Below are 22,867 nucleotides of genomic sequence, written 5' to 3' on the forward strand. Positions count from 1 at the left end.
GTCGACCCACCCATTCGGCCACAGCAACTTCACATCGGAAGCGAGATTTCACCACCGTGACTGCTCTCACTCTCAGCACCGCCGCGGCGCCCGGCCTACGGGCCGACGCGATCGTCGTCGGTGTCGCAAAGGGCGCCAAGAGCCCCGTCGTCGCGCCGGGCGCCGAGGCCGTGGACAAGGCGTACGACGGCAAGCTCGCCGGCGTCCTGGAGACCCTCGGTGCCACCGGCGCCGAGGGCGAGCTGACGAAGCTGCCGGCCCCGGCCGGCTTCAAGGCGCCGCTCGTGGTGGCGGTGGGCCTCGGCGAGGAGCCCGCGAAGGACGCCGCCCACGGCACCGAGGCGCTGCGCAAGGCCGCCGGTGTCGCCGCACGCGCGCTGGGCGGCGCCAAGAAGGCCGCCTTCGCGCTGCCGGTCGCCGACGCCGCCGCCGTCTCCGCGATCGCCGAGGGCGTGCTGCTGGGCGCGTACTCGTTCGACACGTACAAGGAGAACGGCAACGGCAAGGGCGCGAAGGCCGGCAACGGCAAGGCCCCGCTCGCCGAGGCCGCACTGCTCGGTGCCAAGCCCCGCGACAAGGAGCACAAGGCGGCCCTCACGCGTGCCACCGCCGTCTCCGAGGAGCTGAACCGCGCCCGCGACCTGATCAACACCCCGCCGAACGACCTCACTCCGGAGTCGTTCGCCGCCATCGCCCAGGCCGCGGCCAAGGAGCACGGCATCAAGGTGCAGGTGCTCGACGAGAAGGCGCTGGTCAAGGGCGGCTACGGCGGTCTGCTCGGCGTCGGCGCCGGCTCGGCGGCCGGACCGCGTCTGGTGAAGCTGTCGTACACGCACGCCAAGGCGAAGAAGCACCTCGCCTTCGTCGGCAAGGGCATCACCTACGACTCGGGCGGCATCTCGCTCAAGCCGGCCGGTCACAACGAGACGATGAAGTGCGACATGAGCGGCGCCGCCGCGGTGTTCGCCGCGGTCGTCGCCGCCGCCCGGCTCGGCCTGGAGGTCAACGTCACCGGCTGGCTGGCGCTCGCCGAGAACATGCCGTCGGGCACGGCGACCCGCCCCGGCGACGTGCTGCGCATGTACAGCGGCAAGACCGTCGAGGTGCTCAACACGGACGCCGAGGGCCGGCTGGTCCTCGCCGACGCGCTGTGGGCCGCCTCACAGGAGAAGCCGGACGCGATCGTGGACGTCGCGACCCTGACCGGCGCCATGGTGCTGGCACTGGGCAGCCGCACCTTCGGGATCATGGCGAACGACGACGCGTTCCGCGGCACCATCCACCAGCTCGCGGAGGAGGTCGGCGAGCCGGCGTGGCCCATGCCGCTGCCGGACCACCTGCGCAAGGGGATGGACTCGCCCACGGCCGACATCGCCAACATGGGCGAGCGGATGGGCGGCGGGCTGGTCGCCGGCCTGTTCCTGAAGGAGTTCATCGGCGACGGCATCACCTGGGCGCACCTCGACATCGCCGGTCCGGCGTTCAACGAGGGCGGCCCGTTCGGGTACACGCCGAAGGGCGGCACGGGCACCGCGGTACGCACGCTGGTGCGGCTGGCCGAGCAGACCGCGGACGGCGCCGAGGGCTGAGCCCGCCCGTCGGCCCGGCAGCTCAGGGGCCCGGGGCGACCGCGGACCGGGTACGTCCGGTCACGCGGTGGCCCCGGGCCCCTGAGCGTCGCCGTGCGCGCCGGCCGGGACGTGGGGTGTCTCACACCCGGGCCCCGCGTCCCGTACACCCTCGGCAGGTGCGAAGATGGAGCCCGGCAGGACAGGGCCCCACCCAGGGCCGAAGAACGAGCGGCCGGACACCAGCCGACCGACCGGTCAACCCCCCGTTTGGTACCAGGGGCCCGGCGTACGGCGCACATGCATGGAGGACGTGACGTGGCGAACGACGCCAGCACCGTTTTCGACCTAGTGATCCTCGGCGGTGGCAGCGGCGGTTACGCCGCGGCGCTGCGCGGGGCTCAGCTGGGACTGGACGTCGCCCTGATCGAGAAGGACAAGGTCGGCGGTACCTGCCTGCACCGGGGCTGCATCCCCACCAAGGCCCTGCTGCACGCGGGCGAGATCGCCGACCAGGCCCGCGAGAGCGAGCAGTTCGGCGTCAAGGCCACTTTCGAGGGCATCGACGTACCGGCCGTCCACAAGTACAAGGACGGTGTGATCTCCGGGCTCTACAAGGGCCTCCAGGGCCTGATCGCCTCGCGCAAGGTGACCTACATCGAGGGCGAGGGCCGTCTGTCCTCCCCGACCTCCGTCGACGTGAACGGTCAGCGGATCCAGGGCCGCCACGTCCTCCTGGCGACCGGCTCCGTGCCGAAGTCCCTGCCCGGCCTGGTGATCGACGGCGACCGGATCATCTCCTCCGACCACGCCCTCGTCCTGGACCGCGTCCCGCAGTCCGCGATCATCCTGGGCGGCGGTGTCATCGGCGTCGAGTTCGCCTCCGCGTGGAAGTCCTTCGGCTCGGACGTCACGGTCATCGAGGGCCTCAAGCACCTCGTCCCGGTCGAGGACGAGAACTCCTCCAAGCTTCTTGAGCGCGCCTTCCGCAAGCGCGGCATCAAGTTCAACCTGGGCACCTTCTTCCAGAAGGCCGAGTACACCCAGAGCGGCGTCAAGGTCACCCTCGCCGACGGCAAGGAGTTCGAGGCCGAGGTGCTGCTCGTCGCCGTCGGCCGCGGCCCGGTCTCCCAGGGCCTCGGCTACGAGGAGCAGGGTGTCGCGATGGACCGCGGCTACGTCCTGGTCGACGAGTACATGCGGACCAACGTCCCCACCATCTCCGCCGTCGGCGACCTGGTCCCGACCCTCCAGCTCGCCCACGTCGGCTTCGCCGAGGGCATCCTGGTGGCGGAGCGCCTGGCCGGTCTCAAGACGGTCCCGATCGACTACGACGGTGTGCCGCGGGTGACGTACTGCCACCCGGAGGTCGCCTCCGTCGGCATCAGCGAGGCCAAGGCCAAGGAGATCTACGGCGCGGACAAGGTCGTCGCGCTGAAGTACAACCTGGCGGGCAACGGCAAGAGCAAGATCCTGAACACCGCGGGCGAGATCAAGCTCGTCCAGGTCAAGGACGGCGCCGTGGTCGGCGTCCACATGGTCGGCGACCGCATGGGCGAGCAGGTCGGCGAGGCCCAGCTGATCTACAACTGGGAGGCGCTGCCCGCCGAGGTGGCCCAGCTCATCCACGCCCACCCGACGCAGAACGAGGCGCTCGGCGAGGCGCACCTGGCCCTGGCCGGCAAGCCCCTCCACTCCCACGACTGAGCCTTCGGTCGACAAGCGCGACGACACAGACTTCCGCAATCCGTTAGGAGCACCCGAAACCATGGCGGTTTCCGTAACCCTTCCGGCGCTCGGTGAGAGCGTCACCGAGGGCACTGTCACCCGCTGGCTGAAGGCCGAAGGCGAACGCGTCGAGGCCGACGAGCCGCTGCTCGAAGTCTCGACCGACAAGGTCGACACCGAGATCCCCTCGCCCGCCGCCGGCGTGCTGGCCTCCATCAAGGTCGCCGAGGACGAGACCGTCGAGGTCGGCGCCGAGCTGGCCGTGATCGACGACGGCACCGGTGCCCCGGCCGCCGCCCCGGCCCCCGCCGCCGCCGCGGCGCCCGCACCGGCTCCGGCCGCCCCCGTGGCCGCACCGGTGGCCGCTCCGGCTCCGGCTCCGGCCGCCCCCGCGCCCGCCGCCGCTCCGGCCGGCGGCGCCCAGGGCACGGACGTGGTCCTGCCCGCGCTCGGTGAGTCCGTCACCGAGGGCACCGTCACCCGCTGGCTGAAGTCGGTCGGCGACAGCGTCGAGGCCGACGAGCCGCTGCTCGAAGTCTCGACCGACAAGGTCGACACCGAGATCCCCTCGCCCGTCGCGGGCGTGCTGCTGGAGATCGTGGTCGGCGAGGACGAGACCGCCGAGGTCGGCGCCAAGCTCGCCGTCGTCGGCGCCCCGGGTGCCGCCCCGGCCGCCGCTCCGGCACCGGCCGCTCCGGCTCCCGCCCCCGCTGCCCCGGCCCCGGCACCGGCCCCCGCCGCTCCGGCACCGGCACCGGCCGCCCCCGTGGCCGCCCCGGCGCCGGTCCAGCCCGCCGCACCGGCGCCCGCACCGGCTCCGGCTCCGGTTGCCCCCGCGCCGGCCGCCCCGGCCCCCGTCGCGACGGCCGGTGACGACGGCGCCTACGTGACCCCGCTGGTGCGCAAGCTCGCCGCCGAGAACGGCGTAGACCTGGCCATCGTCAAGGGCACCGGCGTCGGCGGCCGTATCCGCAAGCAGGACGTCATCGCCGCCGCCGAGGCCGCGAAGGCGGCCGCCGCCGCTGCCCCGGCTCCGGCTCCGGCCCCGACGGCCGCCCCGGCGGCCCGGAAGGCCGCGCCGACGCTGGAGGTCTCCCCGCTCCGCGGCCAGACCGTCAAGATGCCCCGCATCCGCAAGGTCATCGGCGACAACATGGTCAAGGCGCTGCACGAGCAGGCCCAGCTGTCGTCGGTCGTCGAGGTCGACGTCACCCGCCTGATGCGGCTGCGCGGCCAGGCGAAGGACTCCTTCGCGGCCCGCGAGGGCGTCAAGCTCTCCCCGATGCCGTTCTTCGTCAAGGCCGCCGCGCAGGCCCTGAAGGCCCACCCGGTCATCAACGCCAAGATCAACGAGGCCGAGGGGACCATCACCTACTTCGACACCGAGAACGTCGGTATCGCGGTGGACTCCGAGAAGGGCCTGATGACCCCGGTCATCAAGAGCGCCGGCGACCTCAACATCGCGGGTATCGCCAAGGCCACGGCCGACCTGGCGGGCAAGGTCCGGGCCAACAAGATCACCCCGGACGAGCTGTCCGGCGCGACCTTCACCATCAGCAACACCGGCTCCCGCGGCGCGCTGTTCGACACGATCATCGTGCCGCCGGGCCAGGTCGCGATCCTCGGTATCGGCGCCACGGTCAAGCGTCCGGCCGTCATCGAGACGGAGGAGGGCACGGTCATCGGCGTCCGCGACATGACGTACCTGACCCTCTCCTACGACCACCGCCTGGTGGACGGCGCCGACGCGGCCCGTTACCTGACCGCGGTCAAGGCGATCCTGGAGGCGGGCGAGTTCGAGGTCGAACTGGGCCTGTAACCCACCCACCCCCACGGTGCCCCCCGCCCGACCCCGGGCGGGGGGCACCGTCATATCCCCCGAGGGCACAGCCGCACAGAGGGGCGCGAGGAACTGCGCGACCAGCCCCCACAACCCGCACGCACCCCACACCCCGACCACCCCCCACAGGGGCGCGCCCAACCCCCCGCAACCCGCACACACACCCGCCCCACCCCCACCACCCCCAGGGGTGCGGGGAACTGCGCGACCAGCCACAACGCACCCGCAGCCGCACAACACCCCGTCCCGCCCCCACCTCGTCCCCACCCCGTCCCCGCGCCCCCCACACCCCCTGTAAGCCTCATCTCACCTGCACGACAGCACCCCAACCAGCCCCACCCGCGGAGCGAACCGGCCTTATTGTCTAAACGTCAGTGCCCCGGGGCCGATGGGCGGCCCCTCCCGAAGGAGTCGTCATGACCGCGCCCGTCGTCCACTCGCTGCGCGAGCAGATCCGCGAGCACATCGTGGAGGGAATCGTCAGCGGGCGCTGGAAGCCGGGCGAGCGGATCGTGGAGCGCCGGATCGCCACCGAGCTGGAGGTCAGCCAGACCCCGGTGCGGGAGGCCCTGCGGGAACTGGAGTCGCTGCGGCTCATCGAGTCGTCGCCGAACAAGGGCGTACGCGTGCGCAACCTGACGGCCGCCGACCTGGAGGAGAGCTACCCGGTGCGGGCCGGCCTGGAGGCCATCGCGGCGGAGCTGGCCGCGGAGCGGCTGGCACAGGACTGCTCGGCGCTGGAACCGCACGTCGCCGCCCTCTACGAGGCCGACCGGGACTCCGACGGCACGGCCCAGGTGCGGCACACCGTCGCCTTCCACCGCGAGCTGGTCCGCGCGGCGGGCAACTCGGTCCTGCTGCACACCTGGGAGGGCCTCGGCATCGAGGTGTTCACCGCCCTCTCGATCCGCTGGCTGGGCACGGTGCAGCAGTCCTACGCCGAGGAGCACGAGGATCTGGTGGCCGCGTTCAAAAGACGGGATCCGCGCATCGCCGAGTTGGTGAAGGCCCATGTACTGGGGTGCGCGCCGCGGGCCTAGCCCATGATCGGCCGTCGGATCCACCGCGGTGTAGGTTGATCCAGACACGTCTCCACCTGCGGGAACGTGGGGCCGCACCCGTCACCCGGTGCCATTGGCAGGGGCACCCCGTGCCGAGTTTCTCGTAATCGAGAGGTTTTGCCCCTCAACCCTTTGATCGATCATCGATCACGGGGTTAGAGTCCTGACGGACTTCCACCCGAGTCCACGCCCTGTCCTGCCAAAGACCAAGGGCACCCCGAACCCTTACCGATGAGGGAACCCCCTTCGACTGAGGAAGGCGGCGACATGACCGACCCCAACGCCATCCAGCCGAGCGCGCTCGACCAGCTCCCGGACCGCGACCCCGAGGAGACCGCCGAATGGCGGGCCTCACTCGACGCCGTCGCCCGTGAGGCCGGGCCGCACCGCGCCGCGTACCTGATGCGGCGCACGCTGGAACAAGCCGAGGCGGACGGCATCGCGCTGCCGAAGCTCCTCGAAACCGACTACATCAACTCCATCCCGACCGCCGCCGAACCGGCCGTACCCGGTGACGAGGCGATGGAGGCCCGGATCACCGCGTGGAACCGCTGGAACGCGGCCGCGATGGTGACCCGCGGCAGCAAGCACGGCGTCGGCGGCCACATCGCCACCTTCGCCTCCGCAGCCTGGCTGTACGAGACGGGCTTCAACCACTTCTTCAAGGGCAAGGAGTCCGCCGAGGCACCCGGCTCCGGCGACCAGATCTACGTCCAGGGCCACGCCTCCCCCGGCATCTACGCCCGCGCCTTCCTGGACGGCCGCCTCGACCGGACCCAGCTCGACAACTTCCGCCAGGAGGCCGGCGGCAACGGCCTGCCGTCCTACCCGCACCCGCGCCGCCTGCCCTGGCTGTGGGAGTTCCCGACGGTGTCGATGGGCCTCGGCCCGCTGTCGGCGATCTACCAGGCACGCTTCAACCGCTACCTGACCAGCCGCGGCATCAAGGACGTCGCCGCCTCGCACGTGTGGGCGTTCCTCGGCGACGGCGAGATGGACGAGCCCGAGGCGACGGCCGCCCTCGCGCTCGCCGCGCGTGAGGAGCTGGACAACCTCACGTTCGTCATCAACTGCAACCTCCAGCGCCTCGACGGGCCGGTGCGCGCCAACTTCAAGATCGTGCAGGAGCTGGAGGCCCAGTTCCGCGGCGCCGGCTGGAACGTCGTCAAATCCCTGTGGGGCTCCGCCTGGGACGAGCTGTTCGCGCTCGACACCACGGGCGCGCTGGTACGCCGGCTGCGCGAGGTGCCGGACGCCCAGGTACAGACGTACCAGACCCGGGACGCGGCCTACATCCGCCAGGACTTCTTCGGCAAGGACCCGGCCCTCGTCGAGCTGGCGAAGCTGCTGAGCGACGACAAGATCCTGGAGTGCTTCCACCTGTCGCGCGGCGGCCACGAGCCCCGCAAGGTCTACGCGGCCTACCGGGCGGCCCTGGCGCACAAGGGCGGGCCGACCGTCATCCTGGCGCAGACCGTCAAGGGCTTCACCCTCGGCGAGGGCTTCGCGTCGAAGAACGCCAACCACCAGATGAAGAAGCTGACGGTGGACGAGTTCAAGACGATGCGCGACCTGCTGGGGCTGCCGATCCCGGACAGCGACTTCAGCGACGGCCAGGTGCCCTACGGCCACCCGGGCGCCGACTCCGCGGAGGTGCGCTACCTCCAGGAGCGCCGCGCGGCCCTCGGCGGCCCCGCCCCGGCCCGCCGCGTGCACCCGCTCCCCGCGCTGCCCGCGCCCGCCGACAAGGCGTTCGCCGCGTTCGACAAGGGCTCCGGCACGCAGAACCTGGCGACCACGATGGCCTTCGTCCGTCTGGTCAAGGACCTGGTGCGGGACAAGGAGACCGGGAAGCGCTGGGTGCCGATCGTCCCGGACGAGGCGCGCACCTTCGGCATGGAGTCGCTGTTCCCGTCGCTCGGCATCTACTCGCCCAAGGGCCAGACGTACGAGCCGGTCGACCGCGACCAGCTGATGTTCTACAAGGAGGCCAAGAACGGCCAGATCCTCAACGAGGGGATCACCGAGGCCGGTTCGATGGCCGACTTCATCGCCGCTTCGACGTCGTACGCGACGCACGGCGAGGCGATGATCCCCTTCTACATCTTCTACTCGATGTTCGGCTGGCAGCGCACCGGCGACCAGATGTGGCAGCTCGGCGACCAGCTGGGCCGCGGCTTCCTGGTCGGCGCCACCGCCGGCCGCACCACGCTGACCGGTGAGGGCCTCCAGCACGCCGACGGCCACTCCCCCGTCATCGCCGCGACCAACCCGGCGGCGCTGACGTACGACCCGGCGTTCGCGTACGAGATCGCGGCGATCGTCAAGGACGGCCTGCGCCGGATGTACGGCGAGGCCGCGCCGGACGAGGACCAGAACGTCTTCTACTACCTGACCGTCTACAACGAGCCGCTGCCGCAGCCGGCCAAGCCGTCCGCAGCCGGTGTCGACGAGGGCATCGTCAAGGGCCTGTACCGCTTCAACACGGCGGAGTCGGCGGGGCTCACCCCCACGGCCAACGCCCCGCGCATCCAGCTGCTGGGTTCCGGTACGGCGATCCACTGGGCGCTGACCGCGCAGAAGCTGCTCGCCGAGGAGTGGGGCGTGGCGGCCGACGTCTGGTCGGCGACGTCCTGGACGGAGCTGCGGCGGGACGCCATGGCGGCCGACGCGGCACTGCTGCGCGGCGAGGACCGGGTGCCGTACGTCCGTCAGGCGCTCCAGGGCGCCGAGGGCCCGGTGCTCGCGGTCTCCGACTACATGCGCCAGGTGCCGGACCAGATCGCGCAGTGGGTCGAGCAGGACTACACCTCGCTGGGCGCCGACGGCTTCGGCCTGTCGGACACCCGCCCGGCCGCCCGCCGGCACTTCGGTGTCGACGCCGAGTCGATCGTCGTCGCGGCGCTGGCCCAGCTCGCCCGGCGCGGCGAGGTGAAGGCGGCGGCGGTGAAGGAGGCCCGCGAGCGCTACGGGCTGTAGGACCTCCGAGGGCGTGCGGGGCGGGCCCGGTGGCGATCCGGCCCCGCCCCGCGCACCCCGTTCGAGCGCCGCGGCCCCGCACTCCGCCCCGCCCCCATACCCCCGTGACGACCCCACCGCACCGGGGGCCGTCGCGGGGCCGCCGCCGCACCGGAGGACCGGTGGCCGCCCGTTGTCAGAGGCGAGCGGCATCATGAGGGGATGCGCGCTGCCCGGCTGATCAAGATGGTGCTTCTGCTCCAGTCCCGTCCCTCCATGACCGCCGCCGAGCTGGCGCAGGAGCTGGAGGTGTCGGAGCGGACCATCACCCGCGACGCGCAGGCCCTCTCGGAAGCGGGCGTCCCGGTGTACGCGGACCGGGGGCGGGCCGGGGGGTACCGGCTGATCGGCGGGTACCGGACCCGGTTGACAGGGCTGGCGCGCGGCGAGGCCGAGGCGCTGTTCCTGAGCGGGGTGCCGGGGGCGCTGCGGGACATGGGGCTCGCGGACACGGTCTCGGCGGCGCGGCTGAAGGTGTCCGCCGCGTTGCTGCCCACCCTGCGGGACGCCCCGCAGACCGCCGCGCAGCGGTTCCATCTGGACGCGCCGGGCTGGTTCCGGGAGCCGGAGACGCCCGCGCTGCTGCCCGCGGTCGCGGAGGCGGTCTGGGACGACCGCTGTCTCACGGCCGGCTACCGCCGCGGCGAGACCGAGGTGGAGCGCGCCCTGGAGCCGTACGGGCTGGTGCTGAAGGCCGGCGCCTGGTACCTGTGCGCGCGGGTCCCGGACGCGGGGGTGTTCCGGACCTACCGGGTGGACCGGTTCACGGCCGCCCGCGCCGCGGGCCCCCGCTTCTTCCGCGACGAGGACTTCGACCTGCCCGGTTTCTGGGCGGCGCAGGCCGAACGGTTCGCCCGGTCGATCCTGCGCGCCGAGGTCGTCGTACGGCTGTCCGCCGAGGGCGTGCGGCGGCTCGGGTACGTCGTCGATCCGCTCGCCGCGCGCGAGGCACTGCGCACGGCGGGCGGGGCGGACGCCGCGGACCCGGACGGCTGGGTGACCGCGACGCTGCCGGTCGAGTCCGAGGACGTGGCGTACACGCAGCTCACCGCGCTCGGCCCGGAGGCCGAGGTGCTGGCGCCCGACACCCTGCGCAACCGGTTCGCGCGGGACGCCGCCCGGCTCGCCCGGCTGTACAGCGGTTGACGGCCCGCACTCCGCGTGCGTGGCGCCCGGACAGGCCCGATGCTTGACCCGTGATGGACGAGACGGAGTTCTGGGACCTGGTGGACGCCGCCCGCGAGACCGCCGAGGGCGACCCGGAGGAACAGGCGGACCTGCTCGTGGAGCGCCTCGCCCAGCTCGACCCGGACGCGGTGCTGGACTTCGCCCGTCACTTCGAGGCCCGCTACAACCGCGCCTACCGCTGGGACCTGTGGGGCGCCGCCTGGGTGCTGCTGGACGGGGCCAGCGACGACGCCTTCGACTTCTTCCGGTGCTGGCTGATCGGTCAGGGCCGGGACGTCTTCGAGGGCGCCCTGCACGACCCGGACTCGCTGGCCGACCTGCTGGACGACTTCGACGAGGAGATCGACGGCGACGGCGAGGAGCTGGGCTACGCGGCGGACGAGGCGTATGAGCAGCTCACCGGCACCGTCGCGCCGGACCTCGGCCTGGCCCCCGCGCCCGCCGAACCGGAGGGCGAGCCGGTCGACTTCGAGAGCGAGCAGGCCCTCGCCGGACGCTATCCCAAGCTGTGGGAACGGTTCCGGGGGTGAGGCCGCGGGGACGGTGCGGTGCCGGGGTGCGGCGGGGACGTCGGGACGTCAGGCGGTGCCGCGGCCGGTGTCCGCGGGCAGGTGGCCCTGGGACTGCTGGGCCCGTACCGCGTGGTGCAGCGGCGCCTTGTTGGCCTGGTCGAGAGCGGACGCGGTGGCGGCGGCCGGACCGAGGAACACGGCGGCAACGGCACACAGGACCGTCCAGGACGCGCGGTCGAACCGCAGGCCCCCGGCGGCCGTACCCCCTGCCGCCTCCCGCTCCCGACCTCCCGCCCTCGCCTCTGCCGTCTCTGCCGTCCCTGTCGTCCCCGCACGGCTGCTGTGCATGCTCCCCACCTCCGGTCGGCTGCTGTCGTCCCGACCGTAGGGCGGGCGGCTCTGCGGGGGCTGCGCGGCTGCTGTGGCGCCGCTGTGAGCGGTCGTCACCGCCGTCCCTGGAGACGTGCCGCGGCCTTCCTGATCTCGGGGAGCCGGGCGGTCAGGGCGGCGCCTGGGCAACTGGTGCGGTAGCCGGCGTCGTGGCCGGAGACGGCGGGCAGGGTGGCGGCGGCACCGACCGGGTAACGGCTGAGGGCGCTGCTGGAGACGAGGCGGGCGGCGGAGCGCGGATCCACGCCGGACAGGCCCAGCTTCCAGGCGATCAGGGCGGCGATGGCGTCGGTCATCGCACGGGGCACGACGGTGCCCCGGGTGAAGGTGCCGATGGCCGCGATGCCGGCGGTGCGGTGGTTGAAGCCCTGGGAGTGGGCGCCGATGACGGCGCGTTCGACGCCGCCCGCGCGGCCCTCGTAGATGGTGCCGCAACGGTCGACCAGGAAGTTGTAGCCGATGTCGTCCCATTTGCGGGCGGTGGTCTGGCCCGCGTACACGCGGCGGATGACTTCCGGCGTGTCGGCGCAGCGGTAGGTGTTGGGCGAGTCAGTGTGGTGGACGAACACCGCGACCACCGCGTCGTCGTAGCGCGGGGGCGGCTGCGTCCTGCGCACGGTGGCGTTCAGCCAGTCGGAGCGCGGCAGGATGCGGGGCTGGGCCGCCCGGTACAGCGGCGCGCTGCGCGGCGCCGGCGGCTGGGCGTGCCGGGGTGGGGCCGGGGGGCCGTGCACGCCCCGGACCCACAGCAGCAGTGCTCCGGTGGCGGCGGCGCCCGACAGGCAACCGATGAGCAGCAGAGCCGGTCCGAGCAGGCGGCGCCTGCCCCGTGGCCGTCTCCGCCGTTGTCTTCGCGATCTTCTGAAGGCCCACATGGGTCCCACTCTGGGTGTCTCCCGGCACGCCCGCGATGTGTGGTGTGCCACCCGGTGGAACCATCGTCCCGGTCCGGTGCGTTTTTGTGGGTAACGCGCGCGTGGCGAGGTCCGGACCGGGACGTCCCGCGCGCGGCTGATCACCGGGACCGTCCCGCCCGTAATCAGGGGTCCGAGAGAAAGGCGGCTCCGTGGACCTGCTCGATGTGCTGCTCGTACTGGTGATCCTCGCGTACGCCGGCTCGGGGTACCGGCGCGGTCTGGTCGCCGGATGCGTCTCGCTGGCCGGTTTCGTGGGCGGCGCGGTCGTCGGCGTGTGGATCCTGCCGTGGGTGATGAACCTGGTCACCCGGGGGACGACCACGGCGACGGTGACCGCCGTGCTGACGGTGCTGATCCCGGCGGCGGTGGGACACGAACTGGCCGGGCGGCTGGCGTTGCGGCTGCGCCGGGAGTTGGACCGGGGGCCGTTGCGGGTGGCCGACGGGCTGGGCGGGGCCGCGGCGAACACGGTCGCGGTGCTGATCGTGGCCTGGGTCGCGGCGAGCGTGCTGGGCGCCTCGTCGTCGCCGGTGGTGACGTCCGCGATCCGGAACTCCGCGCTGCTGGGCGCGGTGCAGAAGGCGATGCCGGACACCACGCCCGCCTGGTTCTCGCGCGCCACGTCCGCGCTCACGGAGGCGGGCTTCCCGCAGGTGTTCAATCCGTTCGAGAGCGACTCGACGGCCAATGTCGCCCGCCCGTCCGGCGACAACGTGACCGCCGCCGCCACGAACGCCGCGCGGCTGAGCACGGTGAAGATCGAGGGCTCCGCGGGCACGGAGGGCCGCGAGGGCAGCGGGTTCGTGTTCGCGCCGCAGCACGTGATGACCAACGCGCACGTGGTGGCGGGCATCGACGGCCCCAGCGTACGGATCGGCGGCGTCGGGCCGGCGTACGCGTCCCGGGTGGTGCTGTTCGACCCGCAGCGGGACGTGGCGGTGCTGTACGTGCCGGGGCTGCACGCGCCCACGCTGGGCTTCGACGACAGCGCGGCGCGCGGGGACTCGGCGGTGGTCGCCGGCTATCCGCAGGACGGCGGTCTGAACCTCCAGGCGGCCACGGTGGCGAACCGGGTGGAGGCGACGGGCCAGAACATCTACAACGACGCCACGGTCACCCGCGAGATCTACTCGATCCGCTCGACGGTGCGTCCCGGCAACTCCGGCGGCCCGCTGCTGACCACCGACGGCCGGGTGTTCGGTGTGGTGTTCGCCCGCTCGACCTCCGACAACGAGACGGGCTACGTCCTGACGGCGGACGAGGTGGCGGGCGACGCCGCGCGCGCCGCCACGGCGACGACGGCGGTGGACACGGGGAGCCTGGTCACGTCGTGAGGCTCACAGGGAGCGCCCCATGAGAACGTCGTCGACGTAGGCCCCGTCGAGGAAGAACTCCCCGGGCAGCACCCCTTCGACCGCGAACCCCTCGGACTCGTACAGCGCCCGGGCCGGGGCGTTGTGCCCGAGGACGCGCAGGGTGATGCGCCGGGCACCGCGCCGCCGCGCCTCGTCCTGCACCGCCCGCAGCAGCGCCCGGCCGACCCCGGCACCGCGTGCCGAGTCGGCGACGGCGAGCCCCTGGATCTGGCGGACGTGCGCGTTGCAGGCCAGTTCGGTGGGGAGGGCGAGCTTGATGTAGCCGACGACGAGGCCGTCGAGTTCCGCGACGAGGTGGTCCCCGGGCCCGGAGCGCTCGGAGAAGAAGGGCCGGTAGGGCGGCTGCGGCCGGGGCTGCACCGCGTGCAGCGGCGACCAGGTCTCCCGGTCGAGCAGGCTCAGGGCCGCCTCGTCCTCGGACCTGGCGAGGCGTATGTACGGGTCGGGCATGGCGGCAACTTTAGGACGGACGCGGGGAGCCCGGCAGGACGGGGTCCGGAAGCGCGGCGGGCTCGGGGAATGGGGAGCGTTGGCGGGCGGGGCATGGCAGGGGGCGCGGGAAGCCCGCCGGGCAACGGCTTGCAGCGGACGGCAGACAGCAGACGGCAGGCGGCGGGAAACCGGCCGGGCCACGGCCGACGACGCACGCCGGACCACGCCGGACCATGAAGGATCACGACAGGCTACGACGGTCCCCGACGGACCACGACGGACCACGACGGACCACGACGGACCACGACGGATACGGAAACCGGCCGGAGCCCTGCGGGAGGGTCCGGGGAGTCGTCCGGAGATCTGCCCGGCTCGCCGGGCAGGATGAAGCCATGGAACGTTCGCGAATCGCGGTGGCCGGGGCGTCCGGCCTCATCGGCAGCGCTCTGGTGCGGTCCCTGACCGCGGACGGGCACGAGGTGGTGCGGCTGGTCCGCCGAGCGCCCGAGGGCCCGGGCGAGGTCCGCTGGGACCCGCAGCGGCAGCAGGTGGACGCGGCCGGGCTGACCGGCTGTACCGCCGTGGTCAACCTGGCGGGCGCCGGGATCGGCGACCACCGCTGGACGGACGCCTACAAGCGGACGATCCGGGACAGCCGGGTGCTGGGCACGGCGGCGCTCGCGGAGGCCGTCGCGGCGCTGGAGGAGCCGCCGCGGGTGTTCGTGAACGGCAGCGCGATCGGCTACTACGGCGACACCGGGGACCGGGCGGTGGACGAGGCGGCGCCGCCCGGGGACGGTTTCCTGCCGTCCCTCTGCGTGGAGTGGGAGGAGGCGACGGCGCCCGCCCAGGAGGCCGGGATCCGGACCGTGTACGGCCGCACCGGGCTGGTGGTGGCCCGCCGGGGCGGTGCCTTCGGGCGGCTGTTCCCACTGTTCCGGGCCGGGCTCGGCGGACGGCTCGGGGACGGGCGGCAGTACTGGTCGTTCATCGCGCTGCACGACGTGGTCGCCGCGCTGCGTCACCTCGTCGACACCGAGGAGCTGTCGGGCCCGGTCAATCTGACCGCTCCGGAACCGGTGACGAACCGTGAGATCACCGCGGCGCTGGGCCGGGTGCTGCACCGGCCGACACTGTTCGCGGTGCCCGAGCCCGTGCTGCGGACGGCGCTGGGCGAGCTGGCCGGGGATGTGCTCGGCAGCCAACGGGTGGTGCCCAAGCGGCTGCTGGAGTCGGGTTTCACCTTTGCGTTCCCCGGGGCCGAGGACGCCGTCCGTGCTGCGTGACGCACTCGTGTGACCGTATGCGACCGTCGTGCGACCGTGCCCTGTTGATGCGCGACTGTCCTTGACCGATCACCGCCCTACCCTCGACCCGAACTCGGGTATCCCTGCAGCCTGTCGGGGCATCGGGCCCCACCGGCCGCGCAATGTCGAGGAGGGGCCTCGTGCTTGAGCCCGTGAACCAGGCGGACGTAGTCGTCGTGGGAGCCGGGATCGCCGGACTGTCGGCGGCCCATCGCCTCACCAGCGCAGGTGTGACGACCGCGGTCCTGGAGACCGCCCCTTGCGTCGGCGGCCGCATGTCGACGGAGAAGGTCGACGGCTTCCGGCTCGACCGGATCGGACAGCTCCTGTTCACCTCGTATCCCGAACTGCGGCTGACTCCGGGGCTCGACGCCCTCGTCCTGCGCACCTTCGCGCCGGGCGTGGTGCTGCACCACGACGGGCGCCTGCACCGCGTGGGCGCACCGGCGGGCGCGGGGAGCGCAAGGGGCGCACTCAACGCTGTGCGCGCCCTGGCGACCGCCCCCAGGGCCGCGGGCATACCCAGGACCACCGCCGCGCCCCGGAGCACGGGCATACCCAGGAGCACGGGCGGGCCCGCCACCCGGCCCGGGGCCCGTGTCCTCGACATCGGCGCGCCGCTCCGGCTGCGCGCCCTGCTCGGCCGGCTGGCCACGACCCCCGTGGAGCGCCTGCTGGCCCGCCCCGAACTCCCCGCCGACCAGGCCCTCACCGCCCGCGGGACTCCCGCGCGTACGGTCGACGGCTTTCTGCGGCCGCTGCTGGCCGCCCTGCTGTGCGACCCGGAGCTGACCACGTCCAGCCGGTGCGCCGACCTCGCGCTGCGCTCGTTCGCGGGCGGCCGGATGTGCGTGCCGGAGGGCGGGGCCGAGGCGCTGCCGGAGCTGCTGGCCGCCGCGCTGCCACCGGGCACGGTGCACACCGGTGTGCGGGTCACGTCCGTCTCGACGACCTCGGTGACCACCGCGGAGCACGGCGAGATCCGCTGCCGGGCCGTGCTGCTGGCCACCGACGCGCGCGCCGCCGCCGAGTTGCTGCCCGGCCTGCGGGTGCCGGACTTCCACCCGGTGACCGTCGTCCACCACACCACGGACGAGCCCCCGGCGACCGGCGCCGCGCTGCTGCTGGACGCCGACCGCGGCGGCCCGGTCGCGCACACCGCGGTGGTCAGCCACGTCGACCCGAGCCGCGCGCCCGCGGGCCGCGCGCTGATCTCCTCGACGGTCCTGGGCGCTCCCCCGGAGGGCGTCGACACCGCCGTACGCATGCACCTGTCCCGGCTCTACGGGACCTCGACCCACCGCTGGGAGACCCTTGCCGTGCACCACACCCCCGAGGCGGTGCCCGCGATGCGCCCCCCGCACGACCTGCGCCGCCCGGTCCGGCTGCTGGCGGGCCTGTACGTGTGCGGCGACCACCGCGACACCAGCACCGTCCAGGGCGCCCTGCACTCGGCCCACCGCGCCGCCTCAGCGATCCTGACAGACCTGGGCACAGGCTCGATGAACCGCGCAGAACCCCTACCCACCATACGAAAAGCAGCCTGACCCACCCTCTGGCAGAGGCACGAAAAACTGCGCGTCCACCCCCAACCACCCCCCATAGGGGCGCGAGGAACTGCGCGACCAGCCACCCCCAACCCGCACCCGACCAACCACCCCCCAGGGGCGCGAGGAACTGCGCAAACCACCCCCCAACCACCCACACCCAACCACCCACCCCACGCAAGCCCCCCCATAGGGGCGCGGGGAACTGCGCAACACCACCCAGCCGCCCGCAGCCGAACAACAACCGCACCCCCACCCACCCCGAACCACCGGCGCCGGGCCAAAGCGGGGGGCCGGAGCGGGGGGGCCGGACCTCAACCCCGCCCCGCCCCCACCCACCGCCCCCACCGCTCAGCCAAGCGCAGCGACCTTGTCGCGATACCCCCGCACCGGCGCAGCATCCTTGTACGGCTCCAGCCGCCGCTCGAAGTCCCTGACATACTCCAGCGCCCGCACGGACCGCATCTCCGTCGCCTGCCCCGCGGCCTCCGCACCCAGCGCACACGCCTGGTCGAGTTCGCCGAGGCCGAGGCGGGCGGTGGCGAGGACGACCTGGCAGAACAGCCGGCTGCGGGCGTACGCCGGCGCGCGCAGTTGCAGGGAGCGCTCGGCGTGCTGGGCGGCGGCCCGGTACTGCTGAAGGTCCCGGTGGCAGTGCCCGAACTCGTCGGCGAGCTGCGCCTCGTCGAAGAAGCGCGCCCAGTGCGGTACGTCGTCACCGGGCCGGGACACCTCCAGGGCTCGCTCGGCCCGCACCAGCGCGCCGGTGCACGCCCGCACCTCGCCCAGCAGCCCGTGCGCACGCGCCTCGACGGAGTGCAGCAGGGCCTGCACGACGGGCGGGGCGCCGCTCCCGACCCCTTGCTGCGCCACCCGCGCCAGCTGGACGGCCTCCCGCCCGTGCCCGAGGTAGACGGCCTGCCGGCTCATGGTGACCAGGACGTAGGAGCCGTAGGCACGGTCGCCGGCCGCCTGGGCGAGCCGCAGTGCCTGCACGAAGTAGCGCTGGGCGAGTCCGTGCGCGGCGATGTCGTACGACGTCCAGCCGACGAGCCGGGTGAGGTCGGCGGCCGCGGCGAACAGCCGGCGGCCGGTCTGTTCGCCGTACACGCCGCGCAGCATCGGCTCGCACTCGTGCTCCAGGTAGCGCACGAGCGCCTGCCGGGCGTGGCCGCCGCCGTACTGGTCGTCGAGGACGCGGAACAGTTCGCCGACCGACCGCAGGGCGGCGATGTCACCGCCGGTGACCTTGTGGGCGGGTCCACGGTCGGCCTGGCCGCGCAGCCGCGGCGGCAGGGGCAGCGCCCGCGCGGCGGCCCCGGGACGGCCCTGCGCGGGCACCCGGGCGACGGGCTCGCCGCGGGCGACCTTGTCGTCGGCCCGGCCGATCAGCCAGTCCCGGCTGGGCACCACGAGGCCCGCCGCGGTGAACGCGATCTTGCGCAGCTCGGCATGGCTGCCGGAGTCCTTGCGCCACAGCCCGCTGACGATGTCGACGGCCTCCTCGGGGCCTGCCGCGAACTCCAGCCCGGCGTACACCGGCGCGCAGGCGTCGAGACCGAGGTCCTGGGCGGTGAGCCGGCGCCCGAGCCGGCGGGTGAAGACCTCGGCGATCAGCGCGGGCGTGGTGCCCCGCGGCTGCTGCCCGCGGAGCCATCTGGTCACGGAGGTCTTGTCGTATCTGAGGTCCAGTCCGTGTTCCAGACCGAGCTGGTCCACACGACGGGCCAGACCCGCGTTGGAGAACCCCGCCTCCGCGATGAGCGCGGCGAGCTGGCGGTTGGGAGTGCGCTGCGCGGGTCGTTCCGTCATGTGCGGTACGGTCTCCTGCCTCCCGGGCCGACTTGCCCGGATTGCCTGTGAGCAGCCCTTATGGCCTCATGGACGGCGCGAATGTAGCGGAGAGTGAGCAAGCGGTCGCAGATCTCAGCACTCATTCATCCGATCGTGTGAGGATTGGCCGCAGGGCTGACGCGTGACGGCCGGACGTACAGTGACTTGGGCGCGTTACGCGCCTGACATTGCCAACGCCCTAGGGAGGCGCTTGCCGTGAGTGAGTTGCGGTTCGTCCGCATGGGATTCGGCGCGCACGCGGTCGAGTACCAGGAGGCATGGGACGAGCAGCGCCGGGTGCACGCGGCGCGGTTCGCCGGCGAGGTCCCGGACACCGTCCTGCTCCTTGAGCACCCCCCCGTCTACACGGCGGGCCGCCGCACCGAGGACAGCGAACGCCCGCTCGACGGCACCCCGGTCATCGACGTGGACCGCGGCGGCAAGATCACCTGGCACGGTCCGGGCCAGCTCGTCGGCTACCCGATCCAGCAGCTCCCGCGCCCGGTGGACGTCGTCGCGCACGTGCGGCGCCTGGAGGAGGCGCTGATCCGCACCTGTGCGGAGTACGGCCTGGAGACCACCCGGGTCGAGGGCCGCAGCGGGGTGTGGGTGCTCGGCGACCCGGTCGAGCGGCGCCCGGCGATCGGAGGGCTCACCCTCGACCTCGACCCGCGGCTGGGCGACGACGAGTTCGACCCGCGCCTGGGCGGCCCGGAGTACGCCCCGTCCAACGCCGGCCAGCGCCGCGAGGACCGCAAGCTCGCGCAGATCGGCATCCGGGTCGCCAAGGGCGTCACGATGCACGGCTTCTCCTTCAACGTGAACCCCGACACCACCTGGTTCGACCGGATCATCCCGTGCGGCATCCGGGACGCGGGCGTCACCTCCCTCGCCGCCGAGCTGGGCCGCGACATCGCGGTCGAGGAGGTGCTGCCCACGGTGGAACGGCACCTGCGGGAGGTCCTGGAGAACGCGGAGCTGAAGCCGCGGGAGATCGAGCGGAATCCGGCGGCACAGCCGGCGGCGTGACGCGGCGGCATAAAACCGCCCGCCCGACGCTTGACCGCAGGGGTGGTTCCGGCCGGGACAGAAGCCGACGGGCGGCAGCCGCCGGCGGGGCAGCACCACCGCCGGGCATTCAAATCAACGGGCGTACCCTGAAAGTCGCCGAAGAATCAATCGCTAGGAGCCGGTCGTGTCCGCAGTCGCACCAGACGGACGCAAGATGCTGCGCCTGGAGGTCCGCAACAGCCAGACCCCCATCGAGCGCAAGCCCGAGTGGATCAAGACCCGCGCGAAAATGGGTCCCGAGTACACGAAGATGCAGAACCTGGTCAAGAGCGAGGGTCTGCACACGGTCTGCCAGGAAGCCGGCTGCCCGAACATCTACGAGTGCTGGGAGGACCGCGAGGCGACCTTCCTCATCGGCGGCGACCAGTGCACCCGGCGCTGCGACTTCTGCCAGATCGACACCGGCAGGCCCGAGGCGCTGGACCGCGACGAGCCGCGCCGGGTGGGCGAGTCCGTGGTCACGATGGACCTGAACTACGCCACCATCACCGGTGTGGCCCGCGACGACCTGGCCGACGGTGGCGCCTGGCTGTACGCGGAGACCGTGCGCGAGATCCACCGGCAGACCGCGGACCGCGAGGGCGGCCGGACCAAGGTGGAGCTGCTGGCCCCCGACTTCAACGCGGTCCCCGGGCAGCTGGCGGAGGTCTTCTCGGCCCGGCCCGAGGTCTTCGCGCACAACGTCGAGACGGTGCCGCGGATCTTCAAGCGGATCCGCCCCGGCTTCCGCTACGAGCGCTCCCTGAAGGTCATCACGGAGGCCCGCGACTACGGCCTGGTCACCAAGTCGAACCTGATCCTCGGCATGGGCGAGACCCGCGAGGAGGTCGGCGAGGCGCTGCGGCAGCTGCACGACGCGGGCTGCGAGCTGATCACCATCACCCAGTACCTGCGGCCGTCCGTGCGCCACCACCCCGTGGAACGCTGGGTCAAGCCGCAGGAGTTCGTCGAGCTGAAGGAGGAGGCCGAGCAGATCGGCTTCTCGGGCGTGATGTCCGGACCGCTGGTACGGTCCTCCTACCGTGCCGGGCGGCTGTACCAGATGGCCGTCGAGAAGCGCGGCGCGTTCGTCGCCGCCCAGGCCGTCTGACCGGCCGTCACTTCGCTTGCGCGGTAAGGGCCGTGGACTCGTATGAGTTCGCACACACCTCGTTACCCGCCAGTAGAGAACGGATGAACCGCGGCCCCGGCCGTCCTCCCAGATGGGAGGCGCGCGCCGGGGCCGCGTCACCGTTTCGGCCCCCGTATCCAGCCTTCATCGGTGTTTGACCGGTCGGTCACGCCCTGGTAACACCGAACAGTGACCTTGGATTCACACCACGTGCACCCGTTCCCGGAGCCGTTTCGAGGGGGGACCTCCACCATGCAGGCCGCGCCCGTTCGCGCCACCGCCATCCCGAGCTTCACCGGCGCGCTCCGCGCCGTCGAGTCCCTGCTCATGAGCGCCGGTCAGCGCACCGCCCGCCGCAACGCCTGGACCTCGGTCCTGGAGGACCGCCGCCGCGCCCAGGACCGGGTCGAGGCGGAGCGCGTCCTGGAGCGGGCCGCCACCCGCTCCTGACGCCCGGCCGCCCGGATCCGGCCGCCAAAGCGACCGAAGCCGCCAAATTCACCAAGTTCGCCAAGTTCGCCAAAGCCGCCAAAAACACTGCCGTCGAAGGCGCTTCCGGAGCCACGTAGACTTCGTGGCATGGCGAGGAAGGAATCCGCAGCGGACGCTGCGAACCCCGGGCGACTGAAACAGATCGCCCTGACGTACAAGATGACCCGCAAGGTCGACAAGACGATCGGTCTTGTACTCGCGGCTGTCGGCATCGTCACCTTCGGTGTCCTCCTCGCGATCGGCTTTCTGATCGGTCACCCGGTCTATCTCGGCATCCTGGGCCTGCTGCTCGGCTTCCTCGCGGCGGCGATCGTCTTCGGCCGCCGCGCCGAGCGGGCCGCCTTCGGGCAGATGGAGGGCCAGCCGGGCGCCGCCGCGGCCGTGCTCGACAACATCGGCCGGGGCTGGACGACGACCCCCGCGGTGGCGATGAACCGCAGCCAGGACGTCGTGCACCGGGCCGTCGGCAAGGCCGGCATCGTGCTGGTCGCGGAGGGCAACCCGAACCGCGTCAAGACGCTGCTGGCCGCCGAGAAGAAGAAGATGAACCGCGTCGTGGCGGACGTGCCGGTGCACGACGTGATGGTCGGCACCGGCGAGCACCAGATCGCGCTGAAGAAGCTGCGCACGACCATGCTGAAGTTCCCGCGCGTCCTGAGCGGCCCGCAGGTGACGGCCACCAACGACCGGCTGCGCGCCATGGGCGACCTGATGAGCAACATGCCGCTGCCGAAGGGCCCGATGCCCAAGGGCATGCGGATGCCGAAGGGCGGACAGAAGCCCCGCTGACCCGTACGACGAAACCGGTCCCGGTACGGCGACCGGACGACGACCGCGAACGAAGAGCGAGGGGGCGGCCGGATCACTCCGGCCGCCCCCTTCGTCGTATGCGCCCGTCAGCTGCGGACCGTCGTGTGCGACCGTCAGCTGCGGATTTCGACCGTGCGGGCCAGGCGGTCGTGCAGTCCGCGGCCGTCGCGGTCCCAGATCAGCGCCGGGAGGGCGAGGAACAGCAGGACCGTACGCAGCAGGACGCGCAGCGGGTTGACCCGGCCGGTGTCCAGGGCGACCACACGGAGGCCGAAGATCCGCTTGCCCGGCGTGAAGCCGATCGTACCGACGGTGAGCAGGATCAGGACGAACAGGATGAGCGGGGCCCAGACCTGGGCCGCCCGGTTGTAGCTGTCCGTGATCAGGCCGTATGCGATCAAGAGGCACAGCCCCCAGTCCACGGCCAGCGCGCCGAGGCGCCGGCCCGGGCCGGCGATCGAGCCCGGACCCGTCTCCGGCAGACCGAGCCGTTCACCCCGGTGCCCGAAGTCGGCACCCGCCTCTTCCAGGGCGGCGCGGGGCCCGGAGAGCCACGATCCCATTGCTTGCCTGTTGTCCACCCGTCCACGGTACTGCGCCCGCAATCGACCGGGAGACGGCGGGGGCCGCCGGGGCTACGGTGGAACCTGGGCCGGTTAACTTCAG

19 protein-coding genes are annotated in these 22,867 nt (G+C 72.7%); 14 read left to right on the forward strand and 5 right to left on the reverse strand.

The window, feature by feature from the left end; genetic code table 11:
* Positions 1–56 precede the first annotated feature (56 nt).
* From ACFY2B_RS34430 to ACFY2B_RS34460, 7 genes are all read left to right on the forward strand, one after another.
* Complete coding sequence (locus ACFY2B_RS34430) at positions 57–1,589, forward strand: leucyl aminopeptidase (RefSeq protein WP_390766993.1); 1,533 nt, start codon at positions 57–59, stop codon at positions 1,587–1,589.
* A gap of 297 nt (positions 1,590–1,886) precedes the next feature.
* Positions 1,887–3,275: a dihydrolipoyl dehydrogenase gene (gene lpdA / locus ACFY2B_RS34435; protein ID WP_376538176.1), complete on the forward strand. Its 1,389-nt coding sequence runs from the start codon at positions 1,887–1,889 to the stop codon at positions 3,273–3,275.
* A 61-nt stretch (positions 3,276–3,336) separates the two neighbouring features.
* The gene (gene sucB, locus ACFY2B_RS34440) at positions 3,337–5,115 is read left to right on the forward strand and encodes a 2-oxoglutarate dehydrogenase, E2 component, dihydrolipoamide succinyltransferase (RefSeq protein ID WP_390766994.1); all 1,779 of its coding nucleotides are present in this window, start codon (positions 3,337–3,339) and stop codon (positions 5,113–5,115) included.
* Between the two features lie 437 nt (positions 5,116–5,552).
* On the forward strand, positions 5,553–6,176 hold the full coding sequence (locus ACFY2B_RS34445; RefSeq protein ID WP_376538180.1) for a GntR family transcriptional regulator: 624 nt from the start codon (positions 5,553–5,555) through the stop codon (positions 6,174–6,176).
* A 288-nt stretch (positions 6,177–6,464) separates the two neighbouring features.
* The gene (gene aceE, locus ACFY2B_RS34450; RefSeq protein WP_390766995.1) at positions 6,465–9,176 is read left to right on the forward strand and encodes a pyruvate dehydrogenase (acetyl-transferring), homodimeric type; all 2,712 of its coding nucleotides are present in this window, start codon (positions 6,465–6,467) and stop codon (positions 9,174–9,176) included.
* A gap of 201 nt (positions 9,177–9,377) precedes the next feature.
* The gene (locus tag ACFY2B_RS34455; RefSeq protein WP_390766996.1) at positions 9,378–10,361 is read left to right on the forward strand and encodes a helix-turn-helix transcriptional regulator; all 984 of its coding nucleotides are present in this window, start codon (positions 9,378–9,380) and stop codon (positions 10,359–10,361) included.
* Between the two features lie 53 nt (positions 10,362–10,414).
* The gene (locus tag ACFY2B_RS34460) at positions 10,415–10,933 is read left to right on the forward strand and encodes a DUF4240 domain-containing protein (RefSeq protein ID WP_390767065.1); all 519 of its coding nucleotides are present in this window, start codon (positions 10,415–10,417) and stop codon (positions 10,931–10,933) included.
* A gap of 48 nt (positions 10,934–10,981) precedes the next feature.
* Here the strand turns inward: ACFY2B_RS34460 and ACFY2B_RS34465 are convergent, their stop codons facing one another.
* Both ACFY2B_RS34465 and ACFY2B_RS34470 read right to left on the reverse strand, forming a co-directional pair.
* Positions 10,982–11,263, reverse strand: coding sequence for a hypothetical protein (locus ACFY2B_RS34465; RefSeq protein ID WP_390766997.1), 282 nt, complete (start codon positions 11,261–11,263; stop codon positions 10,982–10,984).
* Between the two features lie 95 nt (positions 11,264–11,358).
* Positions 11,359–12,180, reverse strand: coding sequence for a peptidoglycan recognition protein (locus ACFY2B_RS34470; protein WP_390766998.1), 822 nt, complete (start codon positions 12,178–12,180; stop codon positions 11,359–11,361).
* Between the two features lie 191 nt (positions 12,181–12,371).
* Here ACFY2B_RS34470 and ACFY2B_RS34475 point away from each other — a divergent pair, with 191 nt between their 5' ends.
* Positions 12,372–13,556 (forward strand): MarP family serine protease, encoded by a 1,185-nt coding sequence (locus ACFY2B_RS34475; RefSeq protein ID WP_390766999.1) that lies wholly within the window; start codon positions 12,372–12,374, stop codon positions 13,554–13,556.
* 3 nt (positions 13,557–13,559) lie between these two features.
* Here the strand turns inward: ACFY2B_RS34475 and ACFY2B_RS34480 are convergent, their stop codons facing one another.
* Entirely contained in the window at positions 13,560–14,048 is a 489-nt protein-coding gene (locus ACFY2B_RS34480; protein WP_390767000.1) for a GNAT family N-acetyltransferase, read from the reverse strand.
* Positions 14,049–14,422: 374 nt separating this feature from the next.
* Between ACFY2B_RS34480 and ACFY2B_RS34485 the strand changes: the two genes are divergently transcribed.
* Together ACFY2B_RS34485 and ACFY2B_RS34490 are read left to right on the forward strand one after the other, a co-directional pair.
* Positions 14,423–15,316, forward strand: a complete 894-nt coding sequence (locus tag ACFY2B_RS34485) for a TIGR01777 family oxidoreductase (protein ID WP_390767001.1) — start codon at positions 14,423–14,425, stop codon at positions 15,314–15,316.
* A 161-nt stretch (positions 15,317–15,477) separates the two neighbouring features.
* Complete coding sequence (locus ACFY2B_RS34490) at positions 15,478–16,884, forward strand: NAD(P)/FAD-dependent oxidoreductase (protein ID WP_390767002.1); 1,407 nt, start codon at positions 15,478–15,480, stop codon at positions 16,882–16,884.
* Between the two features lie 351 nt (positions 16,885–17,235).
* Here the strand turns inward: ACFY2B_RS34490 and ACFY2B_RS34495 are convergent, their stop codons facing one another.
* On the reverse strand, positions 17,236–18,696 hold the full coding sequence (locus tag ACFY2B_RS34495; protein WP_390767003.1) for a regulator: 1,461 nt from the start codon (positions 18,694–18,696) through the stop codon (positions 17,236–17,238).
* Positions 18,697–18,933: 237 nt separating this feature from the next.
* Between ACFY2B_RS34495 and lipB the strand changes: the two genes are divergently transcribed.
* From lipB to ACFY2B_RS34515, 4 genes are all read left to right on the forward strand, one after another.
* On the forward strand, positions 18,934–19,746 hold the full coding sequence (gene lipB / locus ACFY2B_RS34500; RefSeq protein ID WP_390767004.1) for a lipoyl(octanoyl) transferase LipB: 813 nt from the start codon (positions 18,934–18,936) through the stop codon (positions 19,744–19,746).
* 166 nt (positions 19,747–19,912) lie between these two features.
* Entirely contained in the window at positions 19,913–20,878 is a 966-nt protein-coding gene (lipA, locus tag ACFY2B_RS34505; RefSeq protein WP_390767005.1) for a lipoyl synthase, read from the forward strand.
* 273 nt (positions 20,879–21,151) lie between these two features.
* Complete coding sequence (locus ACFY2B_RS34510; protein ID WP_376526290.1) at positions 21,152–21,349, forward strand: hypothetical protein; 198 nt, start codon at positions 21,152–21,154, stop codon at positions 21,347–21,349.
* A gap of 129 nt (positions 21,350–21,478) precedes the next feature.
* Complete coding sequence (locus tag ACFY2B_RS34515; protein WP_390767006.1) at positions 21,479–22,180, forward strand: DUF4191 domain-containing protein; 702 nt, start codon at positions 21,479–21,481, stop codon at positions 22,178–22,180.
* A gap of 134 nt (positions 22,181–22,314) precedes the next feature.
* On the opposite strand, the gene ACFY2B_RS34520 is transcribed toward ACFY2B_RS34515, so the two are convergent.
* Entirely contained in the window at positions 22,315–22,782 is a 468-nt protein-coding gene (locus ACFY2B_RS34520; RefSeq protein WP_390767007.1) for an RDD family protein, read from the reverse strand.
* Positions 22,783–22,867 lie beyond the last annotated feature (85 nt).

The sequence above is a fragment of the Streptomyces sp. NPDC001270 genome (assembly GCF_042896695.1).
In the GTDB taxonomy this organism is placed as follows: domain Bacteria; phylum Actinomycetota; class Actinomycetes; order Streptomycetales; family Streptomycetaceae; genus Streptomyces.

Excerpts from the sequence above, each read along its gene's own strand:
- sucB (WP_390766994.1), top strand. The coding sequence starts at position 3,337 with ATGGCGGTTTCCGTAACCCTTCCGGCGCTCGGTGAGAGCGTCACCGAG.
- ACFY2B_RS34480 (WP_390767000.1), bottom strand. The coding sequence starts at position 14,048 with ATGCCCGACCCGTACATACGCCTCGCCAGGTCCGAGGACGAGGCGGCC.
- ACFY2B_RS34510 (WP_376526290.1), top strand. The coding sequence starts at position 21,152 with ATGCAGGCCGCGCCCGTTCGCGCCACCGCCATCCCGAGCTTCACCGGC.
- ACFY2B_RS34455 (WP_390766996.1), top strand. The coding sequence starts at position 9,378 with ATGCGCGCTGCCCGGCTGATCAAGATGGTGCTTCTGCTCCAGTCCCGT.
- ACFY2B_RS34485 (WP_390767001.1), top strand. The coding sequence starts at position 14,423 with ATGGAACGTTCGCGAATCGCGGTGGCCGGGGCGTCCGGCCTCATCGGC.
- ACFY2B_RS34515 (WP_390767006.1), top strand. The coding sequence starts at position 21,479 with ATGGCGAGGAAGGAATCCGCAGCGGACGCTGCGAACCCCGGGCGACTG.
- ACFY2B_RS34460 (WP_390767065.1), top strand. The coding sequence starts at position 10,415 with ATGGACGAGACGGAGTTCTGGGACCTGGTGGACGCCGCCCGCGAGACC.
- aceE (WP_390766995.1), top strand. The coding sequence starts at position 6,465 with ATGACCGACCCCAACGCCATCCAGCCGAGCGCGCTCGACCAGCTCCCG.
- ACFY2B_RS34465 (WP_390766997.1), bottom strand. The coding sequence starts at position 11,263 with ATGCACAGCAGCCGTGCGGGGACGACAGGGACGGCAGAGACGGCAGAG.
- ACFY2B_RS34495 (WP_390767003.1), bottom strand. The coding sequence starts at position 18,696 with ATGACGGAACGACCCGCGCAGCGCACTCCCAACCGCCAGCTCGCCGCG.
- ACFY2B_RS34470 (WP_390766998.1), bottom strand. The coding sequence starts at position 12,180 with ATGTGGGCCTTCAGAAGATCGCGAAGACAACGGCGGAGACGGCCACGG.
- ACFY2B_RS34445 (WP_376538180.1), top strand. The coding sequence starts at position 5,553 with ATGACCGCGCCCGTCGTCCACTCGCTGCGCGAGCAGATCCGCGAGCAC.